The sequence below is a fragment of the Hydrogenophaga sp. genome (assembly GCF_018780075.1).
In the GTDB taxonomy this organism is placed as follows: domain Bacteria; phylum Pseudomonadota; class Gammaproteobacteria; order Burkholderiales; family Burkholderiaceae_C; genus Hydrogenophaga.
Genome location: NZ_JADMKB010000181.1, coordinates 1 through 13,689 on the forward strand (window position 1 = coordinate 1; position 13,689 = coordinate 13,689).

15 protein-coding genes and 1 pseudogene are annotated in these 13,689 nt (G+C 69.2%); 9 read left to right on the top strand and 7 right to left on the bottom strand.

Annotation, left to right across the window (positions count from 1 at the left end; all coding sequences use genetic code 11):
• A pseudogene (locus IV088_RS25565) lies at positions 1-515 on the bottom strand (anthranilate synthase component I); the annotation flags it as partial.
• A 461-nt stretch (positions 516-976) separates the two neighbouring features.
• Between IV088_RS25565 and IV088_RS25570 the strand changes: the two are divergent.
• Positions 977-1,546, top strand: coding sequence for a chalcone isomerase family protein (locus IV088_RS25570; RefSeq protein ID WP_291107806.1), 570 nt, complete (start codon positions 977-979; stop codon positions 1,544-1,546).
• Here the strand turns inward: IV088_RS25570 and gph are convergent.
• The gene (gph, locus tag IV088_RS25575) at positions 1,536-2,267 is read right to left on the bottom strand and encodes a phosphoglycolate phosphatase (protein WP_291107763.1); all 732 of its coding nucleotides are present in this window, start codon (positions 2,265-2,267) and stop codon (positions 1,536-1,538) included. The two genes, IV088_RS25570 and gph, sit on opposite strands and share 11 nt — an antisense overlap.
• Positions 2,267-2,944 carry a ribulose-phosphate 3-epimerase gene (rpe, locus tag IV088_RS25580; RefSeq protein ID WP_291107765.1) on the bottom strand — a complete coding sequence of 226 codons (678 nt, stop codon included), beginning with the start codon at positions 2,942-2,944 and terminating at the stop codon, positions 2,267-2,269. The genes gph and rpe overlap by 1 nt, the downstream gene beginning before the upstream one ends.
• Positions 2,945-3,033: 89 nt before the next feature.
• Between rpe and apaG the strand changes: the two genes are divergently transcribed.
• The 5 genes from apaG to IV088_RS25605 are packed head-to-tail and all read left to right on the top strand — an operon-like array spanning position 3,034 to position 7,547.
• Complete coding sequence (gene apaG, locus IV088_RS25585; protein ID WP_291107768.1) at positions 3,034-3,435, top strand: Co2+/Mg2+ efflux protein ApaG; 402 nt, start codon at positions 3,034-3,036, stop codon at positions 3,433-3,435.
• A gap of 21 nt (positions 3,436-3,456) precedes the next feature.
• The gene (locus IV088_RS25590; RefSeq protein WP_291107771.1) at positions 3,457-5,502 is read left to right on the top strand and encodes a site-specific recombinase; all 2,046 of its coding nucleotides are present in this window, start codon (positions 3,457-3,459) and stop codon (positions 5,500-5,502) included.
• Positions 5,495-6,472, top strand: coding sequence for a thiamine-phosphate kinase (gene thiL / locus IV088_RS25595; protein WP_291107774.1), 978 nt, complete (start codon positions 5,495-5,497; stop codon positions 6,470-6,472). The genes IV088_RS25590 and thiL overlap by 8 nt, the downstream gene beginning before the upstream one ends.
• Positions 6,473-6,517: 45 nt before the next feature.
• On the top strand, positions 6,518-7,057 hold the full coding sequence (locus IV088_RS25600; RefSeq protein WP_291107777.1) for a phosphatidylglycerophosphatase A: 540 nt from the start codon (positions 6,518-6,520) through the stop codon (positions 7,055-7,057).
• 1 nt (position 7,058) lies between these two features.
• Positions 7,059-7,547, top strand: a complete 489-nt coding sequence (locus tag IV088_RS25605) for a CinA family protein (RefSeq protein ID WP_291107780.1) — start codon at positions 7,059-7,061, stop codon at positions 7,545-7,547.
• Here the strand turns inward: IV088_RS25605 and IV088_RS25610 are convergent.
• Positions 7,536-8,507, bottom strand: a complete 972-nt coding sequence (locus IV088_RS25610) for an NAD-dependent epimerase/dehydratase family protein (protein ID WP_291107783.1) — start codon at positions 8,505-8,507, stop codon at positions 7,536-7,538. The two genes, IV088_RS25605 and IV088_RS25610, sit on opposite strands and share 12 nt — an antisense overlap.
• A gap of 72 nt (positions 8,508-8,579) precedes the next feature.
• Here IV088_RS25610 and IV088_RS25615 point away from each other — a divergent pair, with 72 nt between their 5' ends.
• The 3 genes from IV088_RS25615 to IV088_RS25625 all read left to right on the top strand — a co-directional run bounded on the left by IV088_RS25615 (position 8,580) and on the right by IV088_RS25625 (position 11,299).
• Positions 8,580-9,461 (top strand): LysR family transcriptional regulator, encoded by an 882-nt coding sequence (locus IV088_RS25615; RefSeq protein ID WP_367171607.1) that lies wholly within the window; start codon positions 8,580-8,582, stop codon positions 9,459-9,461.
• A gap of 10 nt (positions 9,462-9,471) precedes the next feature.
• On the top strand, positions 9,472-10,614 hold the full coding sequence (locus IV088_RS25620; protein ID WP_291107790.1) for a DNA alkylation repair protein: 1,143 nt from the start codon (positions 9,472-9,474) through the stop codon (positions 10,612-10,614).
• Positions 10,615-10,810: 196 nt separating this feature from the next.
• Entirely contained in the window at positions 10,811-11,299 is a 489-nt protein-coding gene (locus IV088_RS25625) for a CZB domain-containing protein (protein WP_291107793.1), read from the top strand.
• A gap of 153 nt (positions 11,300-11,452) precedes the next feature.
• Here IV088_RS25625 and IV088_RS25630 read toward each other — a convergent pair whose 3' ends face one another.
• The 3 genes from IV088_RS25630 to IV088_RS25640 all read right to left on the bottom strand — a co-directional run bounded on the left by IV088_RS25630 (position 11,453) and on the right by IV088_RS25640 (position 13,538).
• Entirely contained in the window at positions 11,453-12,259 is an 807-nt protein-coding gene (locus IV088_RS25630) for a UPF0149 family protein (RefSeq protein WP_291107796.1), read from the bottom strand.
• 129 nt (positions 12,260-12,388) lie between these two features.
• Entirely contained in the window at positions 12,389-12,748 is a 360-nt protein-coding gene (locus tag IV088_RS25635) for a DUF1801 domain-containing protein (protein ID WP_291107799.1), read from the bottom strand.
• Between the two features lie 274 nt (positions 12,749-13,022).
• Complete coding sequence (locus IV088_RS25640; protein ID WP_291107803.1) at positions 13,023-13,538, bottom strand: DUF1697 domain-containing protein; 516 nt, start codon at positions 13,536-13,538, stop codon at positions 13,023-13,025.
• Positions 13,539-13,689 lie beyond the last annotated feature (151 nt).

The window sequence follows — 13,689 nt, forward strand, 5'->3', positions numbered from 1 at the left end:
GAGAGGTTGTCGATGACCGCCAGTTCCTCGCACTGCAGCAGCAGGATGTCGGGCGTGCCCAGGGTATCGGGCGGGCAGGAGTTTTCGAGCTTCTTCTCGATGTAACGCACCGCGTCGTAACCAAAGTACCCAGCCAGACCGCCACAGAAGCGCGGCAGGCCCGGCCGCAGCGCGACCTTGAAGCGCTGCTGGTAGGCGGCAATGAAGTCCAGCGGGTTGCCGTGGTTGATTTCCACCACCACGCCGTCGCGCACCACCTCGGTGTGGGCTTCAGCGCCGAAGCCGCTGGCGCGCAGCAGGGTGCGCGCCGGCAGGCCGATGAAGCTGTAACGGCCGAAACGCTCGCCGCCGACGACGGATTCGAGCAGGAAACTGTGTTTGCCGTCACCGCGCCCATGGGCCAGCTTCAGGTACAGCGACAGCGGGGTTTCGAGGTCCGCGAAGGCCTCGGCCATCAGCGGGATGCGGTTGTAGCCCTGGCTGGCCAGGCTCTTGAATTCGAGTTCGGTGATCATGTTCAGACGCTCCATCGGCCTCTTGCTGCGCCGCAGCGGGGGAAACCGTTTTTCTGGGGTGCCCGGTCAGGCGCGCTGCCGGGTTCGGGGGCTGGGGTGGCGCGGGCTGGGTTCGCCTGGGGCGAGCCGGAGTCTGCGCAACTCCGGGGGGGAGTGCACGTTTACGCTGGCTTGCGCCAGGGCCAGGCTCCCCGGCCATTGCGGCTCGGCAGACCACCTGTGAAGGATGTGCGTGGGATGAACATGGGGCCAAAGTGTAGCAAAGCCGATGCGAAACGCCCGCCACCCGCCCACTGCACGCTTTGGTTTTACGGTTGAACCCTGTTGTGGGACGTCGCACGGCAGGTCAAAATCTCCATTTTCGAACGACCGTTCGTTTTTATATCCTGACCACCACCGGCCCGAGGCCCCCCGCCATGAAGAACCCCACCCAGCTGCTCCCCCCCCGGTACGCCGCCACGATGGCCCTGGCCTGTGCCCTGGGTCTGGCACAGGGCCCGGTGGGCGCCGCCACCGTCGAGGTGGCTGGCGTCAAGCTGGAAGACCGGATCACGGTCAACAGCACCCCCTTGCAGCTCAACGGGGCCGGTGTGCGTTACAAGGCCGTGTTCAAGGTGTACACCGCCGGCCTGTACCTGAGCGCCAAAGCCGACACGCCGGACGCGGTGCTGGCCGCCCCTGGCCCCAAACGCATGACCATCACCATGCTGCGTGACATCGACTCGGCCGAGCTCGGCAAGCTGTTCTCCCGGGGCATGGAAGACAACATGGAGCGCAGCGCCTTCTCCAAACTCATCCCCGGTGTGCTGCGCATGAGCCAGGTGTTCAGCAACCACAAGGTGCTCAAGACCGGCGAGACCTTCCTGATCGACTGGGTGCCGGGCACGGGCACCGTGCTGACCATCAAGGGCCAGGTGGAGGGTGAGCCGTTCAAGGAGCCCGAATTCTTCAACGCGCTGATGCGCATCTGGCTCGGCCCGAAGCCGGCCGACTGGCTGCTCAAGGACGCGCTGCTGGGCATCAAGAAGTGAGCGGCCGCTCGCTGATTTGATCCAGCGCTGGCGACAGATCGGCCAGTGAATCCAGCAGGAGATCGTGTGGCGCGTCGCCGATCGGGTCGCCGTGGTTGTAGCCGTAGGTCACCAGCACCACCGGGCAACCCGCCGCGCGCGCGGCGATGCCGTCGTTCTGCGAATCGCCCACCATCAGCGTCTGCGCCGGCAGCGTGCCCAGTGCCTCGCAGGTTTTCAGCAGCGGCAGCGGGTCGGGTTTCTTGCGCTCGAAGCTGTCGCCACCGAACACCTGCTGAAAGAACCCGCTCAGGCCTTTGATCTCCAGCAGCGCCTGCGCAAACGCCAGCGGCTTGTTGGTCAGGCAGGCCATGGGCAGGCCCATCGCTTGAAGTTGTTGCAGCCCCTCCAGCACCCCCGGGTACACGTCCGAATGTTGCCCGTTGATGAACAGGTAGTGGTGCTGGTAGCGCTCCAGCGCCAGCTCGCCCACCTGATCGCGCGGCCAGCCCAGTGCCATGGCACCCGAGGCCGCCACCTCAGGCAGCGCCAGCTGGTGGTCCAGCACGGTGCGCACCAGGTGCTCGGAGCCCTTGCCCACCGAGCGCTCGACCAGGGCGCGGTCCACGGGCGGCAGGCGCAGGTCGTCCAGGGTGTGGTTGAGCGCGACGACGAAGTCGCCCAGGGTATCGACCATCGTGCCGTCGAGATCGACGATGACCGCCTGGATGCCGGCCAGCATCAGGCCAGCGCCTTGCGCATGTCGTCGATCACCGCCTTGTAGTCCGGCTTGCCAAAGATCGCACTGCCGGCCACGAAGGTGTCGGCGCCCGCGTCGGCCACGCGGCGGATGTTGTCGGCCTTGATGCCGCCGTCCACTTCGAGGCGGATGTCCTTGCCGCTGGCTTCGATGCGTTTGCGCGCCGCTTCGATCTTGCGCAGCGCGGAATCGATGAAGCTCTGGCCACCGAAGCCCGGGTTCACGCTCATGATCAGGATCAGGTCGATGTCGTCGATCAGGTAGTCCAGCACGTCCAGCGGCTCGGCCGGGTTGAAGGTGAGGCCGGCCTTGCAGCCCTTGGCCTTGATCGCCTGCACGCTGCGGTGCACGTGGGCCGAGGCGTCGGGGTGGAAGCTCACCAGGTCGGCGCCGGCGTCGATGAAGGCACCCGCGAGCGCGTCCACCGGCTGGATCATCAGGTGCACATCGATCGGCACGGGTGTGCCGTCGGGTTTTTTGGCGTGGGGCTTGAGCGCCTGGCAGACCATGGGCCCGAAGGTCAGGTTGGGCACGTAGTGGTTGTCCATCACGTCGAAGTGAACCCAGTCGGCGCCGGCGGCGACGACGTTTTTCACTTCCTCGCCGAGGCGGGCGAAGTCGGCGGACAGGATGGACGGGGCGATGCGGTAGGTGCTCATGGTGGGGCGTCGGAAGGAAGGCCGAGGGAATGGAGGCCGCATTTTCGCAGGCCGGCGCGGAACTGCGGCATCGCGGTAACATGCCGCCCATGCCGAAACACCAGTTCACCTGCGAGGTCGAGCCGCAATACCTCAGCGAGCAGTCCATGCCCGACGAGGACGTGTACGCCTTCGCTTACACGATCACGGTCACCAACACCGGCGAGGTGACGGCGCAGCTGATTTCGCGCCACTGGATCGTGGAAGACGCGCACGGCCACACCGAAGAAGTCAAGGGCCTGGGGGTGGTCGGCAACCAGCCGCTGCTGCGCCCGGGCGAGTCGTTTCAATACACCAGCGGCACCCGCCTGCGCACCCGCTCGGGCAGCATGCGCGGCAGTTTTTTCTGTGTCGCTGAAGACGGCGAACGTTTTGAAGCCGAGGTGCCGGCGTTTGCGCTGGAGGCCGAAGGTGGACCGGACGGCGAGGCGCCCCCGCGCGTGCTGCACTGACCCCAGCCCGTGACCCGCCACATGGAACTGGTTCACCTGCTCGACACGCTGGACCCGGACGCCCCGCTGGCGCAACGCCACCTCTGGCTGATCGAACTGCTGCGCTGGGTGCGCGGCGACACCCACGACGTGCAAACCAGCGTGGCCCGCGTGCGGTTGTTGCTCGATGCGGCCCAGGCGCGCCCCGAGTGGCTGGCCCGCTGGCGCAAATGGTGGAACCGCTTCACCGACACCGTGGACCTCACCCCGCTGCTGGCGGACTTCGGTTTTGCGCCGCGCACCGCCTTCCTGAGCGAGTTCGGCCACCGCTTGCGCCGCAAAATGCTGCCCGGCACGCCCGAGACCACCGACCTGAGCGAGCTGTTCGGTCTGCTGCTGCCCGACCGCTTTGACGTGCGCTGGATCCAGGCGCTGGACACCGACACCCTGAAACGCCTGCGCGCCCTGCTGCTCTCGGCCCCCGAACAAGAAACCGCGGCCCACCACTGGCAAGACGCCTTGCTGGACGCACTGACTTTCAGCATCAGCCAGGTCAGCGCCACCGGTTTTGCCTCGGAAATCCGCACCCGCATGTCGCCCGAGGCGCTGGCCGAGCGCCATTTCCACGCGCTGCCGGCGCATTTCGAGCACCTGCGGCGGGCGGTGCTCACCCAGGGCGCGCGCAGCGAAGCCGCCCACGCGGCCGCCGACATGCTCTCCGCCCAGCTCGAAGCCTGCCGCGAGGCGGCCCAGACGGTGTATTCGCACCTCGAAGCGCACGGCGTGTCCGTCGGCATCGTGTTCCGGCTGCGCCAGCTCAGCGAACGCATCCTGCGCATCCGCCAGCTGCTGGACTGCATGCTCGCCGAACAGACCGAACGCGCGACCGCCGCCCTGGTGGCCGACCTGGTGCAGGTCGGCCAGGACAACCGCAGCATCCGGGCCCTGATCGCCAGCAGCTCGCACCTCACCGCCGCCAAGGTGGCCGAGCGCAGCGCCGAAAGCGGCGAGCACTACATCACCCGCGACGCCGCCGAATACCGCCAGATGCTGGGCAAGGCGGCCGGCGGCGGCGCCCTGATCGGGCTCACCACCTGGGTCAAGTTCCTGCTGGTCGGGCTGGGCCTCTCGGCCTTCTGGGACGGGTTCGCCGCCGGCACCAACTACGCCTTCTTCTTCGTGCTGGTGCAGCTGCTGCACCTGACCGTCGCCACCAAGCAGCCGGCCGTCACGGCCCCCGCCATGGTGGCCAAGCTGCGCGAGATCCGTCAGCCGGGCGCGGTGCGGCGTTTTGTCGACGAGGTGGCCCACCTGCTGCGCTCCCAGATCGCGTCCATCCTCGGCAACGTGGGCCTGGTGGTCCCCGTGGTGATGCTGATCAGCGCCGGGCTCAGCGTGTCCACCGGCGCACCCATGATCGGCACCGAGAAGGCCCACCACGTGCTGCACGACCTGAACCTGTTCGGCCCCACCGTGCTGTTCGCCGCCTTCACCGGGGTGCTGCTGTTCGCCTCCAGCATTATCGCCGGCTGGGTCGAGAACTGGTTCGTGTTCCACCAGCTCGACTCGGCCATGCGCCACAACCCCAGATACACCCGCTGGCTCGGCCGCGACCGCGCCGACCGCTGGGCCACCTTCATGCGCGCCAACATCTCGGGCCTGGCCGCCAACATCTCGCTGGGCCTGATGCTCGGTCTGGTGCCGGCGTTTGCCGAGTTCTTCGGCCTGGGTCTGCAGGTGCGCCACGTCACCCTCTCGGCCGGCCAGGTGACCGCCGCCGCGATGGCGCTGGGCGCGGACGTGTGGCGCGAGCCCGCGTTCTGGTGGGCCGTGGCCGGCGTGGTGGCCGTCGGGCCGATCAACCTTGCAGTGAGTTTTTACCTGGCGTTCCGGCTCGCGCTGCGCGCGCAGGCCATCAACGCCGCGCACCGCGGTCGCATCTACGCGGCCATCCGCCACCGCCTGCGCCACGCGCCGCTGAGTTTCCTGCTGCCGCCGCGCGCCGAGACCGAGCCTCCGCCCGACGCGAGCGACGACGCCGTCGGCAACGACGCGGCAACCCCGTCGCAGGGCCGCGCACGTGGGTGAGTTCGAGCTGATCCGGCGCCACTTCCAGCGCGCCGCTGGCGGGCCGTCGGTGGTCCTGGGCATCGGCGACGACTGCGCCCTGCTCCAGCCCAGCCCGGGCCACCAGCTCGCCATCTCCAGCGACATGCTGGTCGAGGGCCGCCACTTCTTTCCCGACGTCAACCCCCAGGCCCTCGGCCACAAGGCGCTCGCCGTCAACCTGAGCGACCTGGCCGCGATGGGTGCGCGCCCGCTGGGTTTCACCCTCGCGCTGGCCCTGCCGCAGGCCGACGATGCCTGGCTGCGAGGCTTCTCGGACGGCCTGCTGGCCCTGGCCGACGCCCACGCCTGCCCGCTGGTCGGCGGCGACACCACGCGCGGTCCCTTGAACCTCTGCATCACCGTGTTCGGCGAGGTGCTGCCGGGCCGGGCGCTGCGGCGCGACGCGGCACGGCCCGGCGACGACCTCTACCTGAGCGGTCGCACCGGCGAGGCACGGCTCGCGCTGGAGCAGCAACGCGGCACGCCGTGGGCGCTGACGGCCATGCCAGACGACGGCTGCCGCGAGCGGCTGGAGCGGCCCACGCCCCGGCTGGCGCTGGGCCGGGCGCTGGCCGGTCTGGACGGGTGGGAAGGCAGAGCACCGGCGGCGATCGACCTCAGCGACGGCCTGGCCGGCGACCTGGGTCACATCCTGCGGGCCAGCGGCGTGGGTGCGGAGATCCGCCTGGCCGATCTGCCTGTCGCGCCGCCGCTGCGCGGCTTGCCCGAGGCCCAGCGGCTGGAGTGCCTGCTGCACGGCGGGGACGATTACGAGCTGCTGTTCACCGCACCGCCCTCGGCACGCGGCGCCATCGCGGCGGCGGGCACCGCGAGCCAGGCCCCGGTGCAGCGCATCGGGGTGATCACGCCGCAGACCGGGTTGCGCCTGATCCGCGCCAACGGTGAAACGGAAGCCCTGATCGCCACCGGTTTCGACCACTTCACCTGATTCGCAACGCCCAGCGGACCACAAGGCAGGTTTCATAATCGGTCCATGACCGACACCCTGGCACCGCCCGCCCCTGTCCCTGCTTCCGGCCCCGTGCTGCGGCCCACGCTGCGCTTCATGCTCGCGCACCCGGCCCATGTCATCGCGCTCGGGGCGGGTTCCGGCCTGTCCCGCGTGGCGCCGGGCACGGTGGGCACCCTGTGGGCCTGGGCCGCATTTGTGGTCTTGGCGCCCTTCATGAACGACCTGCTTTGGGCGGCGCTCATCACCCTCGGCACGCTGATCGGCTGGTGGGCCTGCACGGTGACCGCCCGCCACATGCGCATCGCCGACTCGGGCCACATCGTGTGGGACGAGGTGGTGGCGTTCTGGCTGGTGCTGTGGCTGGTGATGCCCGCCGGCTTCTGGGGGCAGCTGGTCGCGTTCGCGCTGTTCCGCCTGTTTGACGCGGTGAAACTCGGCCCCATGGCCTGGGCCGACCGGGCCTTCAAGGGCTTCGGCCCGCGCGGTGGCTTCGGCATCCTGCTGGACGACTTTGCCGCTGCCGGCTGCACCCTTCTAGTCATCGCCCTCTGGAAGTACTGACATGCCCACCATCCCCCAACTGGTCGAACAACTCGCCATCGAACTCAAGGCCCGCGGCCAGCTCATGGCCACGGCCGAGAGCTGCAGCGGTGGCCTGATCGCGGGCGCCTGCACCGAAATCAGCGGGTCCAGCGACTGGTTCGAGCGCGGCTTCGTCACCTACTCCAACGCCGCCAAGAGCGAGCTGCTGGGCATTCCGGCGGCACTCATTGAAGACCATGGTGCGGTGAGCGAGCCGGTGGCGCGGGCCATGGCGGCGGGGGCGGTGGCCAACGCGCACGCGCACTGGTCGGTGGCGGTGACCGGCATCGCCGGCCCCACGGGTGGCAGTGCCGAGAAACCGGTGGGCACGGTGTGGTTCGGCTGGGCCACGCCGGAAGGCGTGTTCACCGAACACCGGCGTTTCGACGGCGACCGCGCCGCCGTGCGCCGCGCCACCGTGGCGCACGCGCTGACCGGTCTGCTCAACCGCCTGCGCTCAGGCGCCTGAGCGCCAGGTCCGGGCCAGCCCCTCGGCACAGGGCGTGGGCCTCAGGTCGAACGCCTGTTCGATCTGGCCGCTGTGAAAGCGGTAGCCGTGTTGGACCTGGTACATCATCTCGTCGTTCTCGCGCAGCACGGGCACGAACCAGCCCATGGCCTGGAGCAGCCAGCGCGGCGCCACCTGCAGGCGATCGGGCTGGCCCGCCAGGCGACAGGCCTCTCGCGCCAGCGCCCGCCCGGTCACCGGTGCGCCATCCAGGGTCTGCGCGGTGGGCAGGTGCCAGGTCTGGCCGAATGCCCCGGGCGCCTGACCCAGCGCCGCCAGCGCCCGGCCCGCGTCGGGCGTGAAGGTGAAGGTGTGCGCCAGCGCCGGGTCACCCAACCACTGCGGCGCCTTGCCAGCGCGCAAGCGCGCGAAGAACACCGCCTCCAGCAGGCTGAGCCGGGCGCCCGGGCCGTAGAAGTCGGCCGAGCGCGCGATCAGGGCCTGCAGTTCGCCGCGGCGCACCGCGTCCAGCAGCGTGGTGGCGATGGCTGCGCGCACCTCGCCTTTCCGGCTGCAGGGATTGAACGGCGTGGCCTCGGTCATGGCGCCGTCCACGCGCCCATAGGCATAGACGTTGTCGAAAAACACCAGGCGCGCACCGTGGCGGCGGCAGGCGTTGATCGCGTTCTGCATCACGCGCGGCCACTGCGCCTGCCAGACGGCGGCACTGTAGGGGAGCCCGGCCACCAGGTACACCACCTCGCTGCCCGCGACCGCGTCGGCGGTGGCGCGCTCGTCCAGCAGGTCGGCGGTCTTCAGCCCGTCGGTGGCCTGCACCGCGGCGGGGTGGCGGCTCACCTGGCGGATGCGCCGCCCATCGCGCGCCAGTTGCAACGACAGTTCTCGGGCGATCACGCCACCCGCGCCGAGGAGTGTGTGCAGGCCGGGGCCCGAAGAAGCGGTGGTGTGGGGTGCAGGCATGCGGCGATTGTGGGCACGCCCACCGGACGGCACAATCCACCAGGCGCACACGGTCGCTATGCAATTTTGAACATGTCCGATTTCAACTGGCAGCTGATCCCCTCGTTTCTCGCGGCGCACCAGCACGGCAGCCTGCTGGGCGCGGCCCGGGCGCTGGGCATCAGCCAGCCGACGGTGGGGCGCCACGTGTCGGCGCTCGAAGCGCAGCTGGGCACACCGCTGTTCGAGCGCACCGGCCGGGGGCTGCTCCCCACCCCCGCCGCCGCCCGGCTGGCCGACGCGGCGCGGGCGATGGAGGCCGGCGCACAGACGCTGATGCGCGGCGCGCAACAGGCGCAGGCCACGCTCTCGGGCACCGTGCGCCTCTCGGCCAGCCAGCCCGTGGCCTGCTTTCTGCTGCCCCCGCTGCTGGCCCGGTTGCGCACCGAACTGCCCGGCATCCAGATCGAACTGGTGGTGAGCAACGCGGTGAGCGACCTGCAGAAGCGCGAGGCCGACATCGCGATCCGCATGCTGCGCCCGACGCAGGGCACGCTGGTGGCGCGCCGCATCGGGCAGGTGGGCGTGAGCGCCTGCGCCCACCGCGACTACCTGGCCCGGCGCGGCGTGCCGCAGCAACCGGCGGACCTGCTGAACCACGAGCTGGTGGGCAACGACCGGGTGCAGGAGATCACCCGCGGGTTCGCCGCCATGGGCCACCCGGTGGGGCCCGACCAGTTCGCCCTGCGCACCGACGACCTGATCGCCTACTGGGCGGCGGTGCGCGCCGGCCTGGGCATTGGCTTCATCGCCAGCTACCTGCTGCGCAACGACCCGGACCTGGTGCCCGTGCTGCCCGACCTGCCGCTGCCCTCGCTCCCGGTCTGGCTGGTGGTGCACCGCGAGATCCGGAGCAGCCGCCGCATGCGCGCCGTGTTGGACTTTCTGGCGCGCGAACTCCCGCCCTTCCTCTGAACCCACCCCCATGGAACCCTTCAAGAACCTCATCAACGCCGGCACCGTGCAACGCGCCGGCCAGCACCTGCAGCGCGTGTGGCCGGCGTTCGACCGGCCGGGCTTTGAACACCGCGCCGCCCACGGCCTGGAGGCGCTCGAATTCAAGGCCCGCGCCATGCAGCTGGCCGACGCGCTGCAGGCCACGCTGCCCGCCGACTTCGGCGACGCGGCCAGCGTGCTCGAAGCCAGCCTCGCGCCACCGATCCCGCTGGACGCCCACGGCGAGCCCGCGGGCCTGAGCGAGGCGCAGAGCGAACTCGGCCTCTCGGGCTGGGTGGTGTGGTCGATGGGCGAGTTCGTGGCACGTCAGGGCATGGGCGACGTGCCGCGCGCCCTGCGCTGCCTGCACGCGCTCACGCAGCGTTTTTCGGCCGAGTTTGCGATCCGCCCCTTCATCCAGCGGCACCCCGAGGCCAGCCTGGCCACGATCCGCACCTGGGTGCACGACCCGAGCGCGCACGTGCGCCGCCTGGTGAGCGAGGGCTCGCGACCGCGCCTGCCCTGGGGCCTGCGGCTGCAGGCGCTGGTGGCCGACCCGTCGCCCACGCTGCCGCTCCTGCTCGCGCTGCAGGACGACGCCAGCGCCTATGTGCGCCGCAGCGTGGCCAACCACCTGAACGACATCGCCAAAGACCACCCCGATCTGGTGGCGCAGTGGGTGCGCGAGCACCTGCCCACGGCCAGCGGCCAGCGCAGCGCCCTGCTGCGCCACGCCAGCCGCGGCCTCGTCAAGCAGGGCCACGCTCCCACGCTGGCGGCCTGGGGACTGGGACACGGCCTGAACGGCGACGCGGTGCTCGCCTTGACGGCGACCGAGGCGAGGGTGGGCGGCGACATCGGCCTGGCCCTGCGGCTGCGCTCCCGCAGCCCCCAGCCCCAGACCCTGGTGATCGACTACGTGGTGCACCACGTGCGCGCCAACGGCGGCACCAGCCCCAAGGTGTTCAAGGGCTGGAAACTCGAACTCGCTGCCCACGGCGAGCAGGCCCTCGGCAAACGCCACAACCTGCGCCCGGTCACCACCCGCACCCTGTACCCGGGCCGGCACCGCATCGAGGTCCAGGTCAACGGGCTGGTCTGCGCTGGCGCCGACTTCGAACTGTTGCCCTGAGCCCTCACGCCACCGGGCAAGCGTTCAATCGTGCACACCCGTGTGGCCAGAACGCCCGGTGGATGTGACCATTCTGGCCTTTCTCACCACCTTCTGATCCACCGCGCCAGCACCGGCGGCCTGGCCCACTAAGCTCGTGGGCCACACCCGCCCCCACCCGGGACAGCGGGCCCAGGATCGGGCCCCCCGCACCGCAATGAACCTTCAGCAACTGCTCGCACATCTGCCTTGGTCGCGTTCGCGCGGCCAGCAGCGGCCCACCAGCCCTGCGCCCGCCCCGGAGCCGATGCCCGGGCCAACGGACGCCGGCACCACGGTCACCCCGCTGAAGTGGGAGCGCCTGGATGTGCAGGCCGCGATCATTCACCACCTGGAGTGGTGTGTGTTGTTCAACGAGCACCTGTCGGTGGACCGGACCCACACGCGCCACACCACGCCGCTGCCCGACGCCCAGCAGAGTGCGCTCGGTCAGTGGATCACCCGCATGGACCTTCGTGCGGCCGGCGCAGACCCCCGGTTCATCGAACTGCAGCAAGAACATCTGCGGTTCCACGCGCTCGCCCAGCGGGCACTCGACCACGCGCACCACCAGCGCATGGACCTGGCCAGCACCCTGCTCAACAACGAGTTCGAACGCAGCCGCGCCCGCGTGCTGGACATGTTGCGCGGCTTGCAGAAGACGTAACCCCCCTGCGCCGCTGCGCGGCTTCCCCCTGTGGGACCAAGCCCTTGGACCGGCGGAGCCGGATCTTCGTCTTCGGCGTGTGCTGGGTGCGCGCCTGCGTTGTGCGGGTTCGAGGCCTCACCTCACCCGCCGTGAGCGAAGGCAAGGCTCAGGTCACGCCCCGTGGCACTTCTTGTATTTCTTGCCACTGCCGCAGGGGCAGGGATCGTTGCGACCGGGTTCGACCGCCTTGCGCGCCGGCTCCACCTTCGGGCCCAGGCTCTGCCAGAGCTGGCGCAGGTCGTACACCGCCCAGATCGCCGCACCCAAGGCATTGAGCCGCTCGTCGCTCACGCTGGGCGGGCCGTCTTCGTCGTGCATGCAGACCGTGGGTGGGTCGGTGTCGTCTTCGGTCAGCGCCACGATCGCGTCCAGCGCGTCGTTCAGCATCTCGGCCGCTTCCTTGTCGCGCGGCTCGGCCCATTCGTCCGACCAGTTCTCGACCACGAACATGAAGCCCAGCGCCCAGACCTGCGCAAACGCAGGCAACTCCTGGCCGTCCAGCTCGGGGCGCTCGGCCTCGGGCAGCCCCCACACCGCGCCGCGCACGTCCATCACCTCGGGGTGGTAAGCGCGCTCGTCCTCCAGCGACTCGACGCCGGCGGACAGCGAGGCCGACACCTCCGCCCAGCGGCGCGTCCACAGCGTCATGAACTGCGCGTGTTGCGCCTCGTCGGCGAACCAGGTGTCGCCCTCCTCGCCGCTGGCCACCCCCGGCTGGCTGTCGCCGGTGCCGAGCAGCAGCGGCAAAAACTCGTCGGGCAACACCAGGCGGCGGGTGCACAGCAGCGCGGCGATGGCGCCTTCGCAGAACTCCCACTGCGGCACGTCCTCGCCCCGCGTGCGCAGGTCGTCGAGGATCGCATCGAGGGCGTCGAAATCGGCGTTGTCCATGGGAAGGGGCTGGGTGTCGGTGGTCATGGTGGTCAGGGGCGGGGTCTTCAGAAGCGGGCCAGTGTAGCCGCGAGGCGGCGGTCAAAGGCCCCCGCACGACCTCTCATGCCGTTCAAGCGGGTCGGCCACATGCGGCGGCGGCCGCCAGCGGGCGATTCAGCCCGGCCCGCCCTGGGCGGCGTACTGCGCGGCCAGCGCCTCGGCCACGCGGCCGATCAAATCCAGGGGCAGTGCTTCATTCAAGGGAAACGACAGGTTGCCCTTGGGGCCGCGGTAGCGCGCCGTCTCGGCGATCAGCGCCGCATCGCTCGTCACCGGCGGGTACACGCCGATGTGTTTCTTGAAGGCCGCAAAGAAGAAAAACACGCGCCGCTGGCGGAACGCCGGCATCTGGTAGCTGATGCAGCGCTGCGCACCCGGCACGCGGCGCTCCACGGTTTGCTGGATGCACTCCAGCCGTTCGCGCACGGCGGGCGCCAGGGTGGCGAAGTAGGCCTCGTGGGATTCAAACGTCATGGCGCGTCACTGGTGCGGGCTGCACTCAAGTCGTCCACCACCACAAACCCGTTGTCGGCGGCCCAGGCTTCCAGTGCGCGCCGGGTCGCGGCGACCTCAAAGACCTTCCAACACCCCAGCAACCGATGGGGTTCGCCTCGTTCTTGAGCAGCGCCCCGCCGGAAGACCACTGAAGGGCCGATGCCAGAGCGTCAAAGGGGATGGGGATCGGGGCGGACATGGTGTTGCACTTGCATGGGTCCGTGGATTTGCGCCGCAGGCTCTTCGCGCCAAGTTAAGCCGTCGAGCACTTTCGGACGGTTTCGAGCGTTCTTGTCGTCATCGCTTTGCCGAATGTCTTCTCCAGCAAAGCCATGAACACAGGCCCCTTCTCGTTGGGAACATAAGCCGAGAACACTTCTGTGCGCTCAAGTTTGAGAATGGAGGCTTGTGCCTGCACGATGGGGAGCGTGATGGTTTCTTCGCATGGCTCGCGCAGAAAGGTCACGACGGGCTTTGCGTTGGCGGGCAAGTCGAACTCGGAGAATGGCGCCCGCTCGATCAGCCACTGAAGAAAAGAGGATGGCCGGACAATGGTTTGAAAAACCTTTCCCAGGTGCTTTTCCATTGCCGCCTCAGTGGTCTTTTCAAGGACAGGAACGATTTCGGGCCTTGCCGAAAAGGCCACGTTGCCACTGGACAGAAGCGTCCTGACATCGCCAAAGCCCGCAGTCTCGAAACAGCGCTTCAACTCGGGCATCTTGCAATTCATGGGGCTGACACCCCGAAGGAAAGCCACGTAGCGTTCCATGGAAGCTCCAGATCAAGTCTAACTTTGACATGAGAGGCTCGCCCCAGCTTGCCGGGGCGAGCCTCTCAATGGAATACGAAGGGACTTCCCACTTCCGGGTTAGATACCGTCTTGAAAGTCAAGCGAGTTTCCAAGAAATTGAGCGTTGAAC